This is a genomic window from Micromonospora sp. DSM 45708, assembly GCF_039566955.1.
Taxonomy (GTDB): domain Bacteria; phylum Actinomycetota; class Actinomycetes; order Mycobacteriales; family Micromonosporaceae; genus Micromonospora.
Window position 1 is genome coordinate 2,174,244 of record NZ_CP154796.1, and the last position, 21,412, is coordinate 2,195,655.

Consider the following 21,412-nt stretch of genomic DNA (forward strand, 5'->3'; position numbering starts at 1 on the left):
CCGGAACCTCCGCCACCGACGCCCCGTCCGCACACGCCGGGGGCGTCGGCCCGGTGGGCGGGGCCGCCGTCCGGGTCCGCAGCGCCCGACCGGCCGGGCCGCCCGAGCCGGTGCCGGCCGGGCTCAGGTGACGGGGCCGGCGGTCTGCTCGACCTCGGTGGTCTCCTCGCCCTCGGCGGAGACGGTGGTCTCCAGCCAGCTCACGATCAGCTCGGCGGCGGCGTCCGGCGGCGGCATGGCGATGCCGACCGCGTTCTCCCGCTGCCACAGTTCGAAGATCACCCGTTCCTGCGGTTCCACCACCGTGTGGCCCTCGTCGCGCAGCGCCTCGACGTGCCGCTGGGTGACCCGCTTGACCCACATGGAGCGGTTCATGCTGGGGAAGAAGAGCGACGGGCGGTCGCTGGCCAGCAGCGCGGTCTGCGCCGGGGTGCCGGCCAGGCCGAGGGCCGTCGCGGCGAGCATGTTGGCCGTCGCCGGCAGGACCACCAGGCCGAGGGAACGCTTCGCGAACTCGGTCGGGTTCAGCGCCGGATCGGTGCTGCGGTAGACCTCGTCGGCGTACCAGGCGGCCACCTGGGGCGGCACGAAACGTTCGGCGCTCGCCGTGAGCAGCACCCGCAGCGGCAGGTCGATCTCCTGGCGGAGCCAGGACAGGTACCCCGAGGTCGCCATCGCGGCGCTCGAGCCGCTGACGATCACCGACAGTGCGTCATCTCGCATGGCGACAGCGTCGCGCGGCGGCCCGGTCCCGGACATGGGGGAACGGCCCCGTCTTCGCGCCACCGCCCGCCGGGAGTTTGGGGGCCGCTCCCCATGTCGTGCGGCCCGCCGGGCTGGCAGGTTCTTCCCCAGGCCCCGGCCGGCCAGCCACCCCGACGCCCGTCCGAGGAGGTGAACGTCATGAAGAAGATCACGATCCGCAAGACCGGTTCCATCAAGCTCACCACGTCTGCGCCGCTGTACTGCACGGACTGCTGCTGACCGGTCCGGCCGCCCCGGCGTCTTCGGCGCCGGGGCGGCCGTCACCGGCCGTCACCGCGATGGAGGGCCGATGTCACCCACCCGCTTGGAGTTCCACCCGCTCACGTACGTGCCGGAGCGGGACGGCATCACGGTCGGCCGCGTCGACGCCGCCTCCTTCGCCATGCTGCCCGAGGACGGCGTCGCGCTGCTGCGCCGACTCGCCGAGGGCATGCCGGTCGACGAGGCCGAGCAGTGGTACCGGCGCACCTACGGCGAGACGGTCGACATGGCCGACTTCCTGGACGCGATGCGCGAGCTGAGGTTCGTCCGGGCCGAGGGGGAACCGCTGGCCACACCGCCGAAGGTGCGTTTCCACCGGCTCGGCCGGGCCGCCTTCTCCCCGCTGGCCTGGGTCGTCTACCTGCTGGTCATCGGCGCTGCGGCCGTCGCCATGGTGAACCGGCCGGAGCTGCGCCCCCAGGCCGGCAACGTGTTCTTCGTGCCGTCCCTGCTCGGCGTGCAGCTCGGCCTGGCCCTCTGCCAGTCGCCGGCCATCCTCTGGCACGAGTTCTACCACCTGCTCGCGGCCCGCCGCCTCGGCCTGCCCACCCGCATGCGGATCGGCCGCCGGCTCTACTACGTGGTGGTCGAGACCGAGCTGGACGCGCTGCTCACCGTACCGGCGCGGCGGCGGTACCTGCCGATGACGGCCGGTCTGCTGGCCGACGCGGTGCTCTTCGGCGCGCTCGTGCTCGCCGCCGCCGCCGACCTGTCCGGCGGGCTGTCCTGGCCGGGACGGCTCGCGCTCGCGGTGGCGTACACCGTGTTGCTGCGGATGTCCTGGCAGTTCTACGTCTTCCTCCGCACCGACATGTACTACGTCGCCACCACGGCCCTGGGCTGCACCAACCTGGACGAGGTGAGTCGGGCGTACCTGCGCGACCGGTTCGGCTGGCTGCCCTGGGTACGCCGCGCCGACTGGACCGACGGCGACTGGTCGCCGCGTGACCGGCGGCTCGCCCCCTGGTTCGCGCTGGTCACCTGCGCCGGCGTCGGGGTGCTGCTGGTCACCGTCGCCCTCTGGACCGCGCCGCTGATCTGGGAGTTCGGCACCCGGGTCGTCAGCGCCCTCGTCGACGGCTCGCCCACCGGGCCCGGCTTCTGGGACTCGGTCGCCTCCCTCCTGCTGGTCGCGTTCGAGCTGGTGCTGCTGCCGCTGCTGGCCGGGCGTATCCAGCGCCGGCGGGCGAAGAGCCCGAGCCCCGCTCCGGCCGGCTGACCGCCGCCCGCCCGCCCACCACGACCGTCCACGACGGCCACCGAGCCGCCGGACCCATCCCAACCGAGGAGCAAGGCATGACTGCACACCAATGGCGGGTTGGGCCGTCGCCGGCCGACGGCGAGCGGGCCGACCTCGCGGTCGACGCGCACCGGGGCCTGCGTGGCCCGTACACCGGCCTGGGCAGCCTGCTGCGGCTGATCGTGCCGGAGACCTACGAGCGCCGGCCCGACCTCGTCCGCCGGCACCTGACCGAGATCCTCTCCGCCGCGCCGGAGCTGCGCGGCGCGATCGACGCCGCGCCCGAGACCCTCACCTCCCTCGCCGTACCCGAGGAGCGGACCCGGATCTACCCGGCGAACCGGACCCGGCGGCTGGCGCACGGGGCGACCGAGTTCGTCGCCGGCCACGCCACCGCCACCGGCCGGCTGCCGCTGCGGGTGGCGTTCGACCGGGTGGACCAGGCGGACCCGACGGACCAGGAGTTCCTCGCCATCTTCCTGCGCCGGGTCCGGCCGGACCGGGTCCAGGTGACGATCGGCACCGACGGCGGTCCGCTGGAGCCCGAGCTTTCCGCCGCGCTCGAGCGGTACGCGACCCGGCTGCCGGACCTGCCCCGGCCCGGCCCCGCCGCCGGCCGCGACCCTGAGGAGCTGGCGCGGGCGTACGTCGACGCGGACGGCACGTCCACCGACCCGGCGGAGCTGGCCGCGTACGAGCAGACGGACGCGGACCAGCGGGTACGGCTGCACGACGCGCGCGCGGCGCGGCTGCGCGAGCGCGACGAGTGGAGCCTGGAACTGGGCGCGATCCCGTGGCACCTGGAGCGCGGCAGCGATCCGGCCGGTGCCGGCGCGGAGGCGCTCTACGAGGCGGCCCGGCACTGCGGCGCGATGGGCTACTACCACGCGGTGATCGACTACGGGACCCGCGGCCGGGCGATCGTGGACCCGGACACCCAGATGCAACGATTCTGGCTGCTGAGCACCCGGGCCAGCTCGGCGATGGTGGTGCTCGGGCGCACCGTGGAAGCGGAACCGACCTACCTGGACCTGCGCAGCCGGTACGCGGACCCGGAACTACAGATGTCCACCGGGTACGCGCTGGCGATGCTCTACACCCGCTTCCACCCGGCCGAGCTGCGGGACCACCATCTGGCCCGGGGCTACATCAACAACTCCATCGCGATCGCCTCGCTCCTGCCCGACCTGGAGAAGCGGGCCTTCCACTCGGTGTTCCAGAACAACGGCCTGGCGCTGATCGAGATGCGGCTGGGCCGGCTGCCGGCGGCGCTGCGGCTGGTCGACGAGGGGCTGCGCCGGCTCGACCGGGAGTTGCCCGGCGACAAGCACCGGCTGCACCGGTCGGTGCTGGTGCACAACCGGGGCAAGGCGTACCTCGCGCTCGGCCGGCTGGACGAGGCGCTGGCCGACCTGACCAAGGTGATCGAGCTGGACCCGAACTACGCCGACTACTACTTCGACCGGGCCGACGTGCGACGCCGGCTGGGCGACCTGGCCGGCGCCGTCGCCGACTGCGACACCGCGATCAGCCTGTCGCCGCCGTTCTACGAGCTGTACTACAACCGGGCGGACATCAAGACCGAGCTGGGTGACCTGGCCGGTGCGGTGGCCGACTTCGGTTACGTCGTCGAGTTGGAGCCGGAGCAGGTGGACGCGCGGGTGAACCTCGTCAGCCTGCTGCTCGACGACGGGCTGCTGGACGAGGCCCGGCCGCACCTCGACGAGGGGCTGCTGCGGGACCCGGACGAGCCCCGCCTGCGGCAGCTGCGCGGCGTGCTCGCGCTTGCCGACGGCGAGGGGGAGGACGCGCGGCGGCACTTCGACGCGGCGCTGCGCGCCGACCCGGAACTGGTCGCCGCGCTGGCCAGCCGGGCCGCCCTCGCGTTCGACGGCGGGGACCACGCCACGGCGGTCGCGGACCTGACCGCGGCGCTGGCGGTCGAGCCCGACAATCCGGATCTGTGGTACAACCGGGGCTTCGTCCATCAGGCGTCGGGCCGGTGGGCCGACGCGGTGGCCGACTACGGCCGCGCGTTGGACCTGCCCGGGGCCGACCGGGGCGAGTTGCTGAACCAGCGGGCCCGGTGTCACGCGGAACTCGGGGACACCGACGCCGCCCGGGCCGACGAGACGGCCGGCGCGGCCGAGCGGCTGGACCTGGCCGGCGCGCGATGACCACCACGGCCTCGATCAGGGACTCGACAGCGGTCGGGCCGGTGGGCCCGCGCGCCGGGGCGCAGCCCGACGGGCCCCACCCGGTCGTCGGGGCCGCCGACCGGTCCCCGGCGGGCGCGGAGGTCCCGTCCGCGCCCGCCGGCGACCCGGCCGGGCCCGGCCGGGTCAGTGGCCCGCTGCTGCGGGAGTTCATGCGCAACTGGGCGACCGGTGTCGCCGTGGTCACCAGTCGTGCCGACGGGCGACCGGTCGGCTGCACGGTCAACGCGTTCACCTCCGTGTCGCTGAGCCCGCCCCTGCTGCTCGTCTCGCTCGGGCGGGCGAGCCGTACGCTGGCGGCGCTCACCGCCGAGGGCGTGTTCGCGGTGAACCTGCTGAACCAGCGGCAGTGCCACCTGGCCGACCAGTTCGCCGGCAGCGCCCCGGACCGTTTCGCCGGGGTGCCGCACCGCGACCGGGACGGGTTGCCGCTGCTCGACGGGGCGCTGGCCGTCGCGGTCTGCACCGTGACCCAGGTGATCGGGGTCGCCGACCACGCGCTGGTGCTGGGCACGCCGTACTGGTGCGAGAGCCGTGCGGGTGCCGAGCCGGCCGTCTTCTTCGGCGGAGGGTACCGGGCGGTCAGTCCGGGTTGACCCGCTCGCGGAACCGGGCGGCGTACCGGTTGAGCGCCGCCCGGTTCGTCTGCTCGGTCTTGGCGATCAGGCTCGCCACGTGCTTCTCCACGGTGCGTGGGGAGATGAACAGCTCGCTGGCGATGCTGCGGTTGTCGGACCAGTCCGCCATGAGTTCGAGGACTTCGTACTCCCGCTCGGTCACCCCCTTGAGCCGCAGCGGCGGCGGCACCCGGCTGGCGTCGCGGCGGTGCGGCACCACCACGCCGCACCGGCGCAGCTCGGCCCGGCAGCCCCGGGCGGGCGCCCCGAGCCCGGCCTGGCGGAAGTGCTCCTCGGCCTGGCGCAGCCAGGCGACCGGGTCCCCCCAGCGGTCCGTCCGGGCCGCTCCGGCGACGAGGCGCAGGCCGAGGTGGACGGCGATCGGGTGCGCGTGCGCGTCCCGCCGCACCGCCGTCACCGCCGCCGCGGCCTCCTCGCGCCGGCCCTGCCGGCCCAGCAGCACGGCCTCGGCGAGCGACCCGAACTGCCGGTTCCAGTGCAGGCGACCCGCGTCGCTGTCGCTCGTCGTGCGCCCGCGACACCAGCTCGCCTCACCGCTTAACACGTCCAGCAGCAAGCCCAGCCCGTGCGCGCCGGCCAGCGGATAGGGCGCGGGCCGTTCCGCGTCGTACCGGGCCGCCCGGGCCAGCTCGTCGCGCGCCCGGTCCGGGTCCTCCTCCAGCAGCGCGCAGACCGCGTACGCCATCCCGTGCGCCAGCGCCAGGTACGGCGATCCGGTCCCGTCGTGGTGCCGCAGGTCGACCAGCGCCTCGTCCAGCTCCGGCCGTCGGCCCCGGTGTCCGGCGCAGATCGCGCGTACCAGCGCGGACCGGACGAGCACGTCGTGCAGTCCCAGCCGCTGTGCCGCCGCCGCGCTCTCGGCGACGAGGCGCTCCGCCTCGTCGTACCGGCCCCGCAGGGCGTGGTGCCAGGCGAGCAGGGCGTGCCCGGTGTGGCGCAGCGCCGGGGAGCCGAGCCGTCCGTTCCGTTCCGCGCTGTGGCGCAGGGCGTCGGCGTCGCCGGTCAGCAACCACTGGTGCTCGGCGAGCAGCAGGGTGGCCCGGGCCCGCCACAGCGGCAGGTGGTGGCGGTCGGCCAGCTGCCGGATCCGGAAGAAGCACGTCTGTGCCTCGTCGGTCGCCCGTCGGCGGGCCAGCAGGCCACGGGCCTGCCAGCCGAGACAGGCCACCGCCGGCAGCCCGGCGTGCTCGGCCTCGTTCACCGCCCGCTCGGCGAGCCGGACCGCCTGGTCGGGCGTGCCGACCGCGAGGTGGGCCGCGACCGCGTCGAGGTACGCGGTCTGCGGTCCGGGGGCGTCCGGGCCGAGGACCGCCCGGGCCGTCTCCAGTTGGACGATCGCGTCGGCCCACCGCCCGGCGAGGCCGGCCAGCCGGGCGAGCTGCACGTGCACGCCGGCCAGCCGTTCGGGCGGGACGTCCGGGTGGCAGAGGTCGTCGAGGCTGTCGAGGAGCCGCAGCCCGCGTTCGGCGTCGCCCGTCTCCACCAGCGCGCAGAGCAGCTCGTGCAGCACCTCGGCGCGCAGCGGGGCGTCCGGGCCGTTCTCGGCGAGTTGCCACGCCTGCTCCAGGGTCTCGACGGCCGCGTGCAGCCGGCCCGTGGCGAGCGACCGGCGGCCGGCGAGGGTCAGCAGCCGGGCCGCCCGCGCCGGGTCGCCGCCCCGGCCGGCCAGGCGGGCGGCGAACGCGCACCATCCCCCCGTCAGCTCCGGGTGCAGCTCGTGCACCGCCTCGGTCACCCGCTGCGCCAGGACGGCCCGGTCGGCCGGGGTGAGCAGATCGAGCAGCGCCAGGGCGGTGGTCGGGTTGCGGAAGGCGTACCAGTCGTGGTCGTCGGGGCCGGGCACGACCAGCCCGGCGGTGACCGCCGCGCGTACGTGCCGGAGCAGATCGTCCTGGTCCAGCCGCAGGGCCTGCCCGAGCACCGAGATGGGGAACCGTTCGCCGATCACGGCCGCGGCGGTGAGCAGGCGGCGGCCGGCGGGCCCGAGCCGGGTCGCCTGGCCGGCGACGGTGTGCCGGACGCTCGACGGCACGGCGGTGGGGACCTCGTCGACCAGCCGGCACCCGCCCACGTGCACGACGAGAGCGCCGCTGTCCAGCATGGCCTGTAGCAGTTCGGTGGCGAGGAACGGGTTGCCGGCGCTGTCTCGGCAGAGCCGGGTCACGACCGCCTCCGGCACCTGGTGGGGGAACAGTCGTAGCCGGGACGCCGCGAGCAGGCGGACCGCCGGCGGGTCCAGCGGGTCCAGCGGCAGGAGCGCGCTGCGGCACCGCCGGCCGAGCGACTGGGTCAGGTCCCATGCCGGCCCCGGGCCCTGCCGCACCGTCGCGAGCAACAGGGTGCCCTGGTCGACGAGGTTGTCGGCGAGGTATTCCACCACCGTCAGCGTCCTGCGGTCGGTGTCGTGCAGGTCCTCGAGCGCCAACAGGCAGCCGCGCTCGGCGCCCGCGACCGACAGCAGCCGCAGCACCGCTTCGCCGAGGAGCACCGGCGAGGTCGGCACCGGAGCGGCGTCGGGGGAGCGGTACTCGGGGAGCAGCCCGCCCAGGGCGGACCGGTAGGGGCGCAGGCTGGGATGCTCCAGGATGGGTTCGCTGCGGGACAGGTGCGCCAGGGCCTCGGTGAGGGGGCGCAGCGGCACGACGGGTCCCGTGCTGCCCGCCCGCCCGGGCAGCACCGACATGCCGGACTGCCAGGCCCGACGTACCGCCTCCAGGACCAGCCGGGTCTTGCCCGTGCCGTCCTCGCCGACCAGGAAGACGCAGCCGCCGTGCCCCTGCCGGGCCCGGTCCACCGCCGCGTGCAGCAGGTCCCGCTGGTGGTCGCGGCCGACCAGGACGGGCAGTGAACAATTACTCCCGCCGAGCATGGCACCTCCCTGTCTCGGAACAAGAACGGAACGCCTGGTCACCCTCGAAGCGTCGAGACACATATCCGACCGGCGTCGTAGGAATCGGGACCGGCGGTTCCGGGAACGGTCAGCTTAAAAAGGATCGCAACGAATTTACAGTCTTGTATTTTTCTTTGGATCTCCCGGTTGATACACCGGCCGTGTTCGCGGAAGTGCGCTGGGTTACGCAATTTCCCGCTTATGATCCACTTTGGTCGTTTGTGCGGGCGGGCCGTCGTGGCGCGATGACGGACCATCGAACAATGGGGATTGCGCGATGAATCGTCTGTGCCGGTGCTTTTGAAAGGAGTGTCGCCGTATGGCGGCGAACAGAGCGATTCGCCGGGGCGGGAACCATTTCCGCAAGGCTGTCCGACCGGGGTGCCCCGGTCGTGGCCTCGGGGAAGGTCGCGGTCGCGGGCCGGCGGGAACATCGCTCCGTGCGGGGTGCGGCACGAGCTGTTGACAGCTCTCGATCCATGGGGAACTCTCCTGCTGTGTTCGGCGCCTTTTGGGGCCGGACCGTAGTCGGTGGACTCCCTGTCGTCGGCTTGGCGCGGTGTGCCGGGGGGTCACGCGCGCCGGCTGTCGACCGGTGGCGCCTCCGCGGGGCTGGGCGCGCCCAGCCCGTGGTCACGGGCCAGGGCGATGGCCTCGGCCCGACTGCCCAGGTGCAGCTTCACCAGGATCGCCGAGACGTTGTTCCGCACGGTCTTGGCGCTCAGCCCGAGCCGGTTCGCGATCATCGGGTTCGCCAGGCCCCGGGCGAGCAGCACCAGGATCTCGCGTTCCCGGTCGGTGAGCTGCGGGAACGGGGCGTCGGCGCGGGCACCGAGCAGCGCGCCCGCCCGGTCGGCGAGCGGCGCGCCGAGGATCAGGTCGCCGCCCGCCACGCCCCGGATGCCGCGCTCCACGTCGGCGGCCGACGCGCCCTTGAGCACGTAGCCGCGCGCCCCGGCGCGTAGCGCGGCGACCAGGGAGGCGTCGTCGTTGAGCATGCTCACCACCAGGACCCGGACCGCCGGGTGGGCGCGGCGCAGCAGCCGGGTCGCCTCGATCCCGGAGCCCTGGCCGAGGTGCAGGTCCATCAGCACCACGTCGGGGCGTACCCGGGCGACCAGGGTCAGGGCGTCGGCGGCGTCGGCGGCCTCACCGACGCACTCGATGCCGGCCAGGGTGTCCAGCAGCGCGCTCATGCCGAGCCGGAAGACCGGGTGGTCGTCCACCACGACGACGCGGATCGGGTTGTCGCTCACGGCCGCTCCAGGGGGATGGTCAGGCAGACGGTGGTGCCGCGGGCGCCGGCCGGGCCGACGGTCAGGGTCGCGCCCACCGCCTGCGCCCGTTCCCGCATGGCGTGCAGGCCGACCCCGTGGTTGGTGGGTCCGGCCGCCACGCCCCGACCGTCGTCGGTGACGGTGACGCGCAACAGGTCTGGTCGCCGGTCCAGGGCCACGGTGCAGCGGTCCACCCCGGCGTGCCGCTGCACGTTACGGATCGCCTCGGCGGTGACGCCGTAGGCGGCGGTGGCGATCGGCTCCGGCAGCGGGTCCAGGGTGGCCGGCCCGCGCACCGCGACGTGCAGGCCGGCCCGCGCGTACTGGTCGCGGAGCAGGTCCAGGGCGGGGCCCAGGCCGCCGTCGGCGAGCACCGGGGGCAGCAGGCCGTGCGCCAGTTCCCGGACCTCCGTCGCGCGTGCGGTCAGCTCGTCGGTCAACCGGTCCAGCAGGTTCTCCGCCCGGTCCGGGTCGCGGCGCAGCAGGTTGCGGGTGGCGGCCAGCCCCAACCCGATGCCGCTGAGCGCCGGTCCGAGGCCGTCGTGCAGGTCCCGGCGCAGGGAGCGGCGCTCCTCGTCGCGTACCTCCGCCAGCCGTTGCCGCGACCGGGCCAGGTCCCGGTTGGTGCCGGCGAGGTCCACCACGGCGGCGACCACCGGCGCGAGGACGGCGAGCGACTCACGGGTCCGGCCGTCGAGCAGCTCGCCGGGCCGGGGCCAGGCGTGCAGGTAGCCGACCAGTCGGTCGCCGCTGGTCAGCGGCACGGCGACCGGGGGGCCGTGGTCGTGGGGTGGGGGTTGTGGGCCGTCCTCGGTGATGCGCACCTCGGCCAGCCGGAGCGCGGCGGCGATCGTCGCGCCGATGTCGGTGGTGCTGCCGACGCTGTGCACCACCCGGTGCAGCAGCGGTTCGGGCGCCTCGCCGTGCACGAGCCGGTCGACCCGTCGTTGCACCGCCTGGCGGATCGGCTGGAAGGCCGCCGCGAGCGCGGCGGTCACGACGAGCTGCGGCAGCGGCAGGGCACGCGGCAGCAACCGGTCGAGCAGGGCCACCGCGGCACAGTAGCCGGCGATCACCACGGCGGTCATCAGGTACCAGACCAGGGTGCGGCGCACGGCCACCCGCAGCCCCCACAACTGCTGGCGTAGCACCACCACCGCCACTGCGGCCGGGAAGAACGCCTGCGAGGCGAGCATCAGCAGCGCAGGCACGGTCGACGGAACGACAGGTGGCAGGAGGGAGGCGGCGAAGCTGAGGGTGAGCAGCGCGCTGCCGGCGGTCGCCCAGCCGAGGCCGTGGCGCTGCGGTGCCGGACCGCGCCGCCACCGCCATGCCAACCCGGCGCAGGCCAGCAGGCCGAGACCGACAAGCGCCCACGGCAGGACCGGCGCCAGCGGGCGCAGCAGCGCGGCCCGAACCGCGCGCAGCTCGGGCGGTAGCGGGAGCGCCCCCAACGGCGGTGGCGCGGTGGCGAGCGCGGCCGTCGTCAACGCCACGTAGCCGAGACCGGTGGCGGCGGCGAGTCGGTCGAGGCGGCCGAGTGGCCGGTCAGGCAGCAACCAGGGCATGACCACGACGAGTGCGTAGAGGCCGGGCACCCAGGCCACGTGGTGCAGGACGGCCAGCAGCGGTGGTCCGCCGACGGCGAGCTGCCACTGGGCGACGCACGCGGACAGCGCGCTGCCCAGCGCCGCCGCGCAGGCGATCACGCCGGGCAGCCGGCTGCCGGTGCGTTGCCGGCTGAGGAGCAACCAGGCCACCGCCCCGTAGACGAGGCCGTCGAGCAGGTCGACGAGGGAGTAGAGCCCGGTGGCGGTGAGCGGGGGAGTCGCCACGGGCCAGGCGGCGATCGCGCCGAGGCTGAGCAGGGCGGTGAGGGCGAGAACGGTCCACGCGGCCCATCGCCGCGTCCCGGGTGCGTTCGACATGTCGGGTCCACTGTCTCAGTCCGGTGCCGTCGGCGGGACCACCGAAACGGCGTGCGCCGGACGACGGGCCGGTCGTGGCGACCGGCCCGTCGTCCGGGGGTTCAGCTCTGTGCGACGGCCTTGCCGCTGACCTTCAGCTGGTCGACCACGGCGGCGACGTCGGGCAACCGCTCCCGGTAGACGTTCGCGGCGAGACGCTGCGAGTACGTCTCGTAGACCGCCGCCAGCTCACCCGCCCGTTCGATGGCGACCGCGTGGATGCAGTTGCCCAGGTATTCGTTCGGCGAGTTCGGGCTGTCCGCGCCCGAGCACGCCGTGTTGAAGATGGGCGCCTGCCCGACCCGGGGGTCGATCTCGGAGATCGACTCCGGGCACGGGTCACCCGGTGTCGCCTGGGTGCAGGGCGCGTAGTCGGCCTCCGCGACCTCGTACGCCCGACCGATGTGCGTGTCCGGCAGTTCCCGGCCGATCGGCGCGCCCGGGTGGCGGTAGTCGCTCGGCAGCAGGTTCCCGCCGAGCAGATAGCCGCTGAGCGAGGCGTCGGAGTCCAACGCCACCGGGAAGCCGAGCTTGGTGTACGCCTGAAGCAGCCGGAACGCCTCGGTGACCTTGTTGCCGGCCTTGCGGAGCTCCGAGGTCGGGTCGCCGAACCTCTGGTTGGCCAACTGGTAGTAGCGCTTCTGCTTGCCCCACAGCATCCGGTCGCCCAGCGTACGGGCGATGGTCAGCCGCTCGGCGTTGTCGGCGAAGCGCGCGCCCGACTCGAACGCGGTCAGGTGGGTCTCCACGCCATAGGTCATGTAGTAGACCTCGTCGTAGCAGTAGCCGGTGGGCGGGTTGTCGCGGGTGCTCCACGAGCAGACGATGCCGGCGCTCCTGGTGTTGCGCCACGTCCGCACGTCCATCCAGAAGCCGCCCTGGTCGACGCTCATCTGCGCGTGCACGGTCAACTGGAGGTCGGCCCTGGTGGTCTCCGTGCGCGGCCCGGTGGTGGTCGTGTGGTTGACCAGTTCCGCGTCGTAGCAGATCCGGAAGTGCGGCTGGAACTGCTTGCTCGTGCCGTGGGTGAGCAGCTGGAACGCGTTCGGCAGGTCGCCGAGGTTCACGTTGGCCGGGATGCGCACCCGCGGCAGCGGGCTGTACGGCGCACACCCGGACATCTTGGCGTCCTCGTTGTAGCCGCGCTCCTTGTCGGTGGTCCAGTACTTGCGGGTGTTGGTCAGGCGCGTCGGGGGCGCCTGGTCCGGGCCGTACCACGGGTTGTAGCCGCCGCCGGTGGCCACGTCGCGCAGCTTGCGCAGCTCGGCGGACTGGGCGTTGACCGCGCTCTTGTAGTTCTCCACCAGGCCGGTGAACAACGCGTTGCGGTGCCCGTCCGCGCTGGGCCGGCTGAACCGGCTGCTGGCGTCCAGGATCTGCTGGCCGGAGCGGCCGATCCGGGCGGCGAAGGAGTCGTCGCCGATCATGTCGCCGGCCAGCGTCGGGTTCTCCAACGCCAGCGCGGTGAACGGCCGGGTCGACATCGTCCAGACCCCGGCGTGCGGCGTCTTCACGGTGGCCGGATACCCCGGATCCCACTTCCGGGCCAGATAGGACAGGTAGTCGATGGCGCCGTAGGGGGTCTTCTCGTCGAGCACCTTCACCGGCTCGATCGTGGACTGCGACCACTCGGCCGGCGTGAGGACGAAGGGCGCGCCCGCGGCCGTGGAGGTGGCGGCGGTGAACAGCCGGCCCTCCGTCTCGTCGTACTGGGCCACCGAGAGGGGACGCCCGGTGCGCGCCTTGTATCCGACGAAGGTGTTGATGACGTACTCGGCGTCGGCGAGCGCGTTCTTCTTCAGCGCCTCCTGCATCGAGAGGCTGAGCTGGTCGACCTTGGTCTCCAGGCCGTAGATCTGGTGCTTGATCGCCTCGATGTCGCGCATCACGACGCCGATGTCGTCGCGCATCTTCAGCAGGACCGACATGACGTCGTCGTAGATCGCCGAGAGCATCGCCTCCACCCGGTCGAACCGTTCGTGCATCTCGGTACGCAGCTCGCCGACCTGCTCGCGCAGCTTGCCGATCTCCTGCATCACCAGCTCGTGCTCGCTCGGGCCGGAACCCATGAAGATCGGCAGTAGCGTCATCACCGCGCCCAGCACGTTGCCGGTGAGCACCACCGTGCTCAGCGACCCGATGGCGTCGCTGAGGCTGAGCCCGGCCACCGTCGGCAGGTACTTGTTGATCGCGGTGGCGATGCCGACCGCGGCCTTGCCGATCGCCAGCACGTCCTTGCCGGCCTTCGCGTCGGCGAACCCGGCGAGTGTGGCCAGGATCGTCACCGCGGAGTCGGCGGCGTCGATCGCCACCTGCCGGTTGGCGGCCTCGGCCAGCGCGGCCGTGTAGTCCTGCGGCGTCGGCTTCGGGCCGGGACCGACCGGATACTTCAGGTCCGCGGCGGCCAGCTTGTCGATGATCTGCGAATTCTGCGCGGCGACCTGGTCCAGCGCCCCGCTCAGCTGCGCACGCAGCGCCGCCAGGTAGGCCTGCTCGTTGCCCAGGTGCTCCAGGATCGCCTCGGTGTTGACGAAGGAGGCGAGCAGCGGGTCGGCGAGCAGTTGCTCGGTGGTCGCGGTGGCGCGCACGTTGAGCTGCGCGCCGATCTCCCCGTCCCACGCCGCCGCGAGGTCCGCGTCCTGCGCCGCCGCCCGGGTGAGCTGGCCCCACGCGCGTTCCTGCTGCGCGTAGAGCGCGTCCATCCACCGGTAGTTCTGGTAGGCGCTGGTCACCGCGTCCTCCACCTCGGCCGAGGCGGTGATGGTGCCGCCGACGGTGGCGTCCAGCAGCCCCTTGACCAGCGGGGCGCCGATGCTGACCCCGGGGATGCCGGAGATCGCGTCGATCACCTTGATCGCGGTGGCGTACGTGGTGCGGGCGGTGGTGTCGGAGATGCCCGCCGCGTTGACCGCCTGCCGTGTGGCGACCAGGTGCCGTGTCACGTCGTCGCGGGACGCGCCGGGGTTGCGCCCCCGCCAGTCCAGCAGCTCCGCGGTGAGCACCAGGTTCTTCAGGCCCGCGACGCCACCGTTGTGTGCCCGCAGGTAGGCGGCGAACACGCCGTCGTGGAACTTCGCCGCCTGGAAGTCGACCGGGTCCTCCGCCGCCACGGCCGGCGTCGGCGACATCACCACCACCGCCGCCACGACCGCGGCTACCAGCGCCCGCCACCGCCGTCGGCGGCCGGGAGCCCACACCATCACACCCACTGGATTTCCTCCGGATCGCTCCGCGTCCGCCGGAGGTCGGTGGACGCGCAGCGCAGCCTGCGACCGGTGGTGTCCCGCCGGCCAGGTGTGGATGTCCCGTTCGGGCGGGACGCGGGACCTCCACCGTCCGGTCAGGTGTCGTCGTCCCGGGTCGGCCGGGACCGGCGTCCCTGGTGGGCCGGGACGGCGCGGCGATTGACTACTCGGCATGACCGATACCTCGCCGGACCACATCCCGGCCCACGTCAAGGGTTCCTACGTCAACTGCTCCGAGTACACCCGGGTGCCCCGGCTCACCCCGCCGCCGACCGTGGCCGGCGCGGACGAGACCGTACCGCCGGCGCCGGTGCGTCTGGCGGTCGTCCGGTGACCGTGGCCGCCGCGCCGGGCCTGCTTCCCGCCTGGCGGGAGTGGCTCGCCGAGAACCTGGCGATGGGGGTCGCCACCGGGCAGGCCCGCGCGGCGGCCGTCGCCGCGGGTGCGGACGCCGACGCGGTCGACGCGGAGCTGGCGGCCCTGGACGCGCACCCGTACTTCGCCGTCTGCCGCCGGCTCGCGTTGCGCTACGACTGGATGGAGTCGGTGCTCGACACCTACCGGGTGCTGCGCGACGACGACGGCGGCCGGGACCTGGACCGACGCGCCGACATCACGGCGGCGGAGTTCTTCGGCCGCTACTACTACGCCAACCGTCCGGTCGTCCTCGACGGACTGATGGCCGACTGGCCGGCGCGGAACTGGACGCTGGACGCGATGGCCCGCCGGTGCCCGGACGCCGTGGTCGAGGTGATGACCGGCCGGGAGGCCAACCCTGACCACGCCTGGCAGTACGACCGGCACCGCACCACCATGCCGTTCCGGGACTACCTGATGCTGCTGAGTTCCGGCACACGCACCAACGACTACTACATGGTGCCCCGTAACGAGAACTGGAACGGCTCGCTCCGGTCGCTCGCCGAGGACGTGCGGCCACCGAGCCATCTCGTCGATCCCGCCGGCGGGGGACATCTGCTGCTCGGCCCCGCCGGCACGGTGACCCCGCTGCACGTCGACAACAGCACCGTGCTGCTCTGCCAGGTGCTCGGCCGCAAGCACGTCCGGCTGGTCCCGTCGTACCAGCGGCACCTGGTCTATCCGCGCGGCGGGACGTTCAGCGCGGTGGACGCGGCCCGGCCCGACCTGGACCGGCATCCCCGCTACGCCGAGGCCACCGTGCTGGAGACCATCCTCGAACCGGGCCAGATGCTGCTCATTCCCGTCGGCTGGTGGCACTGGGTGCACGCGCTCGATCTCAGCGCCACCGTCACGTTCCACCACTTCCAGGTTCCCGGCCAGAACCATCGGATGGCCACCCCGCCCGCGGCCCTCGGCGCCGACCGCGCCGACCGGTGAGGGCGGGGCGGGACCCCTCCGGCATTGACACGCCTCGTTCCACATTCCATGGTCGATGGACTCACCTCTCCGTCGAAGGGCGCGGCATGGTCAGCAGCGAACACCGGTACGTCATCGTCGGGGCGGGGCCCGCCGGACTGCAACTGAGCTACTACCTCCAGCGGCAGGGCGCCGACTACCTGACGCTGGAACGCGGCGACGCCCCCGGCGGGTTCTTCCGACGGTTCCCGCGGCACCGCCGCCTCATCTCCCTGAACAAGGTGCACACCGACAGCGTCGACCCCGAGATCCGCCTGCGCTGGGACTGGAACTCGCTGCTCAACGACGAGCCGGACCTGCTGTTCCCGCGATTCAGCGAGGAGTACCTGCCGGCGGCCGACGACCTGGTGCGCTACCTCGCCGAGTTCCAACGGGTGCACCAGCTCCACGTCCGGTACGGCACGACGGTCGAGCGGATCACCCGGACGGGCGACGGCTTCACGGTGCGTACCGACCGGGGCGACGTGCGCGCGGGCTGCCTGGTCGTCGCGACCGGCTGGGGCCGGCCGTTCGTGCCGGCGATCAAGGGCATCGAACATGCCATCGGGTACGAGGACATGGTCGTCGATCCCACGGCCTACGACGGCCAGCGCGTGCTGATCATCGGCAAGGGCAACTCCGCCTTCGAGACCGCGTCGGCGATCCTCGGCCGGGCCTCGATGGTGCACCTCGCCAGCCGGCAGCCGCTGCGACTGGCGTGGAACACCAAGCACCCGGGCGACGTCCGGGGCCAGTACGGCGCGATCCTGGACAGCTACCAGTTCAAGACGTTGCACTCGGTGCTGGACTGCACGATCGACGAGATCCGGCCCGTCGACGGGCGGTTCCGGGTGTCGATCACGTACACCCACGCCGAGGGGGAGACCGCCGAGCTCGACTACCACACCGTGCTCAGGTGCACCGGTTTCCGGATGGACACGTCGATGTTCGACGAGACGTCCCGCCCCGAGATGGTCCGGGACGGCCGCATGCCCGGCCTACGACCGGACTGGCAGTCGCGCAACGTCGACGGCCTGTACTTCGCCGGCACCATCGCCCAGGACCGGGACGTCAAGCACGCGTCGTCGCCGTTCATCGACGGATTCCGGTACAACCTGCGGACGTTCACCCGCATCCTGCGTGAGCGCTACGAGGACGTGCCGCTGCCGTACACGACGACGCCGGCGGACGCCGCGTCGCTGACCAAGCTGATGCTCGACCGGGTCAACTGGTCCTCGGCGCTGTGGACCCAGTTCGAGTACCTCTGTGACGTCTTCGTCCGCGACGGCGGGACCGGCGACTTCCACCACTACGAGGACCTGCCGGAGGACTACGCCGTCGAACGCTTCGCCGACGCCACGCACTGGTACACGCTCGGGCTCCGGTGGGGCCGCGACGACTATGGCGACGTCTTCGCCATCGACCGGCACCCGACGCCCGACCGGGCCCGGGAGAGCGCCTTCATCCACCCGGTGATCCGCCGTTACCGGGGCGCCGAGCTGGTCGCCGAGCAGCACCTGCTGGAGGACCTGCTGGCCGAGTGGCGGCGCCCGGACCGCCACGTCGGGCCGTTGGTCGAGTTCCTGACCGAGGATCTCACCGGGAGACCATGACCTCGTCCAGCGGTTTGCGGGTCAGGTCGGGGACGCGGGCGTCCGGGGTGGGATACCCGACGGGCATCACCACGTACGGGCGCTCCTCCGGCGGGCGCTCGCACACCTCGTTGAGGAACCGCATCGGGCTGGGCGTGTGGGTCAGGGTGACCAGGCCGGCGTGGTGCAGCGCGGTGATCAGCACGCCGACCGCCATGCCGACGGACTCCTTGACGTAGTACGGCTTCGGACTGGAGGGTCCCTGGTGGACCTCGAACACGACGATGACGACCGGTGCGGTCTCCAGGAACGGCTTGCGCCAGTCGGTGCCGATCCCGGCGATCGCCGTCAACCACTCCGGCGAGGCACGGTGGTCGTAGAACGCGCGCTCCTCGGCCTCCGCTGCCTCGCGCAGCCGGCGCTTGCGGGCCGGATCGGTCAGGACGACGAAACGCCACGGTTGCACGTTGGCGCCGCTGGGTGCGGTCGAGGCGGCCCGGATCGCGGCCTCGACCACCCCGTCGGGCAGTGGGTCACTGGAGAAGTCCCGCACGGAGCGGCGCTGTGCCATCCGGTCGGCGAACGCCTCCGCCTCGCGCACCATGTCCGCCGGCGGGCGGCGGCGGTGACGGATGGGGACCGTGGGTAGCAGGCTCGTGTCGTTCACCTGTTCCTCCCCTGCTCAGGTGCGTCCAGCATGTCCCAGGAATGGTCGCCTGTCGTTACTCAGAGGTGCGCTCCTCGCGCTCGGGCGCGGTCTGCCCGGCGATCGTGTCGACCACGTCGGTCAGGCGCCCACGCGGCGCGAGGGCGCCGCGCTGACGGGTCGCGCCGTCGCCGCCGCTGGCGAGCCGGGCCAGCCAGGCCTCCACCCGCTCGCGGTCGCCCGCCTCGTCGAGCGCCGGTCGGGCGCGCTCGACGAGTCTCTCGGCGAGGGTCGTCGCCGGCAACGGACGGCCGGTGGCGACGTCGATGCCCTGGCCCCCCATGCCGTCCCGGGCGGCCCGCCAGTAGGCGAGTCGCATCAGCTCGGGAACCGGGCGTGGCCCTTCGTCGCCCCGGTCGACGGCCTCCCCGGCGACGACCGCCAGCGCCCGCACCAGGGCGGCGAACGCCGCGGACTCGGCGGCGGTGAGCGGGACGTCGGCCACCCGCACCTCGAGCGTGGGGTGCCTCGTCGACAGGCGGAGATCCCAGAAGATCGTGCCGTGGTCGACCAGCGCGCCCGCTTCGAGCAGCGCGTCGACGTGATCGTCGTACTGCTGCGCGGACGTCAGGTACGGCGGCGGGCCGGCCACCGGCCAGCGTCCCCAGGTGATGGTGCGCCAACTCGCGTATCCGGTGTCCCGCTCGGACCAGTAGGGCGAGTTGGCGGTGAGGGTGAGGAGCACCGGGAGGTGCGGGCGCAGGTGGTTGCCGATCAGTACGGCGCGGTCCCGGTCGGGCTGCTCCACGTGGACGTGGAGGGCGCAGATGGCCAGCTCGTCGTGCAGCCCACGGAAGGTGGCGTTGCCCCGGTCCTGCCGGGGCCCCTCGGTCATGGGCGGCGGCACGGCGTGACCGAGCACCGGCGAGCCGCTGGCGATCACCCGCAGGCCCGCCGACCGGGCCGCGGACTGCACCGCGGCCCGCCCGTCGGCGAGCTGCGCGTGGAGCACGTCGACGCGCTGACACGGGTCCGTGCGCGTCTCGACCTGCAACTTGGTGATCTCGCCACCCACCCGCGGGCCGAGGGCCGGTCGCGCGCGGTCGACGACGGTTGCCGCCTCCGGCACGACCCCACGGTGCGCGGCGTCGACGACGAGGAACTCCTCCTCGACGCCGAGCCGGGGTACGGAGGTTGGCACGCCCTGTTCCGTAGTCACCACGCCGCCGACCCCTCGCTGCCGGTCGTTCGCCGACGTAGAGCAGGTTACGGGATGTCGTCCCCCGGTGACGGCACGATTCGCTCCACGATGGACAGCGTGTCGACGAGGCCGGCCAGCAGCGCCGTCCGCTCGGGCATCCGGTCCAGGCAGACGTACTCGTCGTCGGCGTGCGCCCCGCCGCCGACCGCGCCCAGGCCGTCGAGGGTCGGCACCCCGATCGCGGCGGTGAAGTTTCCGTCGGACGCGCCGTTGGCGTACGCGCCGTCGGGGCTCGGGACGCCGATCTGCCGGGCCGCCGACCGGGCCAGTTCCAGCAGCGGGCGGGCGAGTTCCGCAGACATCGGATAGCGGTTGATCCCGCCCTGCACGTCCAGCGTCGCCTCGGGCAGGACCGGCGCGAGTCCGCGGATGGCGTGGTCCACGCGTTCGAGTTCGTGCCGGGTCCAGGCCCGCACGTCGACGGCGAGGCAGGCGGAGTCGGGCACCGTGTTCGTGGTGGTGCCGGCGGAGAGCAGCGTCGGTGTGACGGACGTGCCGTCGCTGTCCGCCGTGCCGAGGCGGCCCAACGTGAGGACCTGGTGGGCGACCTCGACCGTGGCGTTGACCCCGCGCTGCGGCTCGACGCCGGCGTGGGCGGCCCGGCCGGACACGGTGAGGCGGTAGACCGAGCCGCCCTTCCGGGCCACCTTCAGGTGCCCCTCGGGGGTGGCCGCCTCGCAGACCAGGACCGCACCCGACCGCCGTGCCTCCCGCTCGATGAGCGGCCGGGACGTGACGGAACCCGTCTCCTCGTCGCAGGTGAGCAGCACGCCCACCGCCGACGTGTCCTCGATCAGGCGCAGCGCCGTGAACATCTGCACGATGCCGGCCTTCATGTCCAACACGCCGGGGCCGGTCGCGACGTCCCCGTGAACGGTGAACGGTCGGGACCCGACGGTGCCGACCGGGAAGACGGTGTCGAAGTGGCCGAGGAGCAGCACGCGCTGGTCGACGGCCGGCCACAGCAGGTGCGGCAGGCCGTCGATCTCGACCCGCTGGGCGGGCCGGCCGAGGACCTGCTCGCCCCAGCGGGCGAGCAGGTCGGCACAGGAGGCGAGATGGGGCAGCGAGCCCGGCGCCGATTCGCAGGAGACGAGCGTGTCCAGCCGGTCGACCATGTCGGCCTGGTACTGCTTGGCGGCGCCGAGCAGAGAGCGGTTCCGGCCCATTGATCCCTCCAACTGCATGGTTGACGGGTTCGGTATGATGCCCGCCTATTTCACCGTCGCAGGGGGACCGGACGCGGTCTTCCTCGTCCGTGCTTAGCTCGTCGGCCGCACCGGGGCCGACGAGCCGTAGCCGGCCTCGATGATCCGGCGGGTGGTCTCGGCGTAGGCGTCCGGACCGACGGGCGCGAAGGTGCCGAGGCCGTCGACGTAGCGGTTGTACATGCAGAACGCGGCAGCGATCAGGACGGTGTCGTGGATCTCCAGATCGGTGGCGCCCTGGGCGCGGGCGTCGGCGACGAGTTCGGGGGTGACGTTGCGGCCACTGATCTGGACCGCGCCGGCGATGCGCAGCAGCGCCCGCAGCTTCGCCGAGATCGGCGCGCTGTCGAGGTCCGCGCGGACCTGGTCGACGAGGGTCATGCCCTCGTCGAGCTGCGCGGCGGCGAACGCCGAGTGCGACGAGCAGCAGAAGTTGCACTCGTTGCGCCCGGAGACGTACGCGGCGATCAGTTCGCGTTCCCCGGCCGGGAGCGGGTGCGGGGCGCGCAGCAGTACCTCGGCCAGCTCGTTGAGCGGCTTCGCCGTTTCCGGACGGTACCGCATGGGGCCGGAGATGCCGGGAAACTGCTTCTCGTCGACCCCGAGATCGATGTGCGCCATGGCGTTCTGCCTCCAGCTGTGACCCGTGGCGCCGGCCGGGTCACGCTCCTGCCGTCGCTGAGGCCCGGGCCGGGCGGCGTGTTCCGACGCCGCGCGCCCACGATCCCATATGGACGGCCACCGCATCCCATGGATCGTGCTCTTTGTCCGGCCCGGTCCGGGGCGCCTCACCGCGCCGGCCGCGCCGCAACCGCGGAGATGCGGACGAAAG

15 protein-coding genes are annotated in these 21,412 nt (G+C 73.2%); 6 read left to right on the top strand and 9 right to left on the bottom strand.

Features of this window, described 5'->3' with window-relative positions:
* Nucleotides 1-123 precede the first annotated feature (123 nt).
* The gene (locus VKK44_RS09740; protein ID WP_343446545.1) at nt 124-723 is read right to left on the bottom strand and encodes a flavoprotein; all 600 of its coding nucleotides are present in this window, start codon (nt 721-723) and stop codon (nt 124-126) included.
* 331 nt (nt 724-1,054) lie between these two features.
* Here VKK44_RS09740 and VKK44_RS09745 point away from each other — a divergent pair, with 331 nt between their 5' ends.
* The 3 genes from VKK44_RS09745 to VKK44_RS09755 all read left to right on the top strand — a co-directional run bounded on the left by VKK44_RS09745 (nt 1,055) and on the right by VKK44_RS09755 (nt 5,078).
* On the top strand, nt 1,055-2,245 hold the full coding sequence (locus VKK44_RS09745; RefSeq protein WP_343446546.1) for a hypothetical protein: 1,191 nt from the start codon (nt 1,055-1,057) through the stop codon (nt 2,243-2,245).
* A 77-nt stretch (nt 2,246-2,322) separates the two neighbouring features.
* Nucleotides 2,323-4,443 carry a tetratricopeptide repeat protein gene (locus VKK44_RS09750; protein ID WP_343446547.1) on the top strand — a complete coding sequence of 707 codons (2,121 nt, stop codon included), beginning with the start codon at nt 2,323-2,325 and terminating at the stop codon, nt 4,441-4,443.
* Nucleotides 4,440-5,078 (top strand): flavin reductase family protein, encoded by a 639-nt coding sequence (locus tag VKK44_RS09755; protein ID WP_343446548.1) that lies wholly within the window; start codon nt 4,440-4,442, stop codon nt 5,076-5,078. Before VKK44_RS09750 ends, VKK44_RS09755 begins: the two co-directional genes overlap by 4 nt.
* Here the strand turns inward: VKK44_RS09755 and VKK44_RS09760 are convergent.
* The 4 genes from VKK44_RS09760 to VKK44_RS09775 form a co-directional block, all read right to left on the bottom strand.
* Nucleotides 5,065-7,989 carry a helix-turn-helix transcriptional regulator gene (locus tag VKK44_RS09760; protein WP_343446549.1) on the bottom strand — a complete coding sequence of 975 codons (2,925 nt, stop codon included), beginning with the start codon at nt 7,987-7,989 and terminating at the stop codon, nt 5,065-5,067. The two genes, VKK44_RS09755 and VKK44_RS09760, sit on opposite strands and share 14 nt — an antisense overlap.
* Nucleotides 7,990-8,582: 593 nt before the next feature.
* Nucleotides 8,583-9,266, bottom strand: a complete 684-nt coding sequence (locus VKK44_RS09765) for a response regulator transcription factor (protein WP_343446550.1) — start codon at nt 9,264-9,266, stop codon at nt 8,583-8,585.
* Nucleotides 9,263-11,215: a sensor histidine kinase gene (locus VKK44_RS09770; RefSeq protein WP_343446552.1), complete on the bottom strand. Its 1,953-nt coding sequence runs from the start codon at nt 11,213-11,215 to the stop codon at nt 9,263-9,265. The genes VKK44_RS09765 and VKK44_RS09770 overlap by 4 nt, the downstream gene beginning before the upstream one ends.
* A 101-nt stretch (nt 11,216-11,316) precedes the next feature.
* Nucleotides 11,317-14,454, bottom strand: coding sequence for a hypothetical protein (locus VKK44_RS09775; RefSeq protein ID WP_343446553.1), 3,138 nt, complete (start codon nt 14,452-14,454; stop codon nt 11,317-11,319).
* 217 nt (nt 14,455-14,671) lie between these two features.
* On the opposite strand from VKK44_RS09775, the gene VKK44_RS09780 reads away from it, so the two are divergent.
* The 3 genes from VKK44_RS09780 to VKK44_RS09790 all read left to right on the top strand — a co-directional run bounded on the left by VKK44_RS09780 (nt 14,672) and on the right by VKK44_RS09790 (nt 17,486).
* On the top strand, nt 14,672-14,833 hold the full coding sequence (locus tag VKK44_RS09780; RefSeq protein WP_343446554.1) for a hypothetical protein: 162 nt from the start codon (nt 14,672-14,674) through the stop codon (nt 14,831-14,833).
* Entirely contained in the window at nt 14,830-15,855 is a 1,026-nt protein-coding gene (locus tag VKK44_RS09785) for a cupin-like domain-containing protein (RefSeq protein WP_343446555.1), read from the top strand. Before VKK44_RS09780 ends, VKK44_RS09785 begins: the two co-directional genes overlap by 4 nt.
* A gap of 86 nt (nt 15,856-15,941) precedes the next feature.
* On the top strand, nt 15,942-17,486 hold the full coding sequence (locus VKK44_RS09790) for an NAD(P)-binding domain-containing protein (protein ID WP_343446556.1): 1,545 nt from the start codon (nt 15,942-15,944) through the stop codon (nt 17,484-17,486).
* Here the strand turns inward: VKK44_RS09790 and VKK44_RS09795 are convergent.
* The 4 genes from VKK44_RS09795 to VKK44_RS09810 form a co-directional block, all read right to left on the bottom strand.
* Entirely contained in the window at nt 17,470-18,069 is a 600-nt protein-coding gene (locus tag VKK44_RS09795; protein ID WP_343447728.1) for a nitroreductase family protein, read from the bottom strand. The two genes, VKK44_RS09790 and VKK44_RS09795, sit on opposite strands and share 17 nt — an antisense overlap.
* A gap of 118 nt (nt 18,070-18,187) precedes the next feature.
* Entirely contained in the window at nt 18,188-19,312 is a 1,125-nt protein-coding gene (locus tag VKK44_RS09800; protein WP_343446557.1) for a carboxylate-amine ligase, read from the bottom strand.
* Nucleotides 19,313-19,377: 65 nt separating this feature from the next.
* A complete protein-coding gene (locus VKK44_RS09805) occupies nt 19,378-20,541 on the bottom strand; it encodes a M20 family metallopeptidase (RefSeq protein ID WP_343446558.1) in 1,164 nt (387 codons plus the stop codon).
* A gap of 93 nt (nt 20,542-20,634) precedes the next feature.
* Nucleotides 20,635-21,201 carry a carboxymuconolactone decarboxylase family protein gene (locus VKK44_RS09810; RefSeq protein WP_343446559.1) on the bottom strand — a complete coding sequence of 189 codons (567 nt, stop codon included), beginning with the start codon at nt 21,199-21,201 and terminating at the stop codon, nt 20,635-20,637.
* Nucleotides 21,202-21,412 lie beyond the last annotated feature (211 nt).

Coding starts and splice junctions, on each gene's coding strand:
- VKK44_RS09740 (WP_343446545.1), bottom strand. CDS start 723: ATGCGAGATGACGCACTGTCGGTGATCGTCAGCGGCTCGAGCGCCGCG.
- VKK44_RS09745 (WP_343446546.1), top strand. CDS start 1,055: ATGTCACCCACCCGCTTGGAGTTCCACCCGCTCACGTACGTGCCGGAG.
- VKK44_RS09750 (WP_343446547.1), top strand. CDS start 2,323: ATGACTGCACACCAATGGCGGGTTGGGCCGTCGCCGGCCGACGGCGAG.
- VKK44_RS09755 (WP_343446548.1), top strand. CDS start 4,440: ATGACCACCACGGCCTCGATCAGGGACTCGACAGCGGTCGGGCCGGTG.
- VKK44_RS09760 (WP_343446549.1), bottom strand. CDS start 7,989: ATGCTCGGCGGGAGTAATTGTTCACTGCCCGTCCTGGTCGGCCGCGAC.
- VKK44_RS09770 (WP_343446552.1), bottom strand. CDS start 11,215: ATGTCGAACGCACCCGGGACGCGGCGATGGGCCGCGTGGACCGTTCTC.
- VKK44_RS09775 (WP_343446553.1), bottom strand. CDS start 14,454: ATGGTGTGGGCTCCCGGCCGCCGACGGCGGTGGCGGGCGCTGGTAGCC.
- VKK44_RS09780 (WP_343446554.1), top strand. CDS start 14,672: ATGACCGATACCTCGCCGGACCACATCCCGGCCCACGTCAAGGGTTCC.
- VKK44_RS09790 (WP_343446556.1), top strand. CDS start 15,942: ATGGTCAGCAGCGAACACCGGTACGTCATCGTCGGGGCGGGGCCCGCC.
- VKK44_RS09795 (WP_343447728.1), bottom strand. CDS start 18,069: ATGGTGCGCGAGGCGGAGGCGTTCGCCGACCGGATGGCACAGCGCCGC.
- VKK44_RS09805 (WP_343446558.1), bottom strand. CDS start 20,541: ATGGGCCGGAACCGCTCTCTGCTCGGCGCCGCCAAGCAGTACCAGGCC.
- VKK44_RS09810 (WP_343446559.1), bottom strand. CDS start 21,201: ATGGCGCACATCGATCTCGGGGTCGACGAGAAGCAGTTTCCCGGCATC.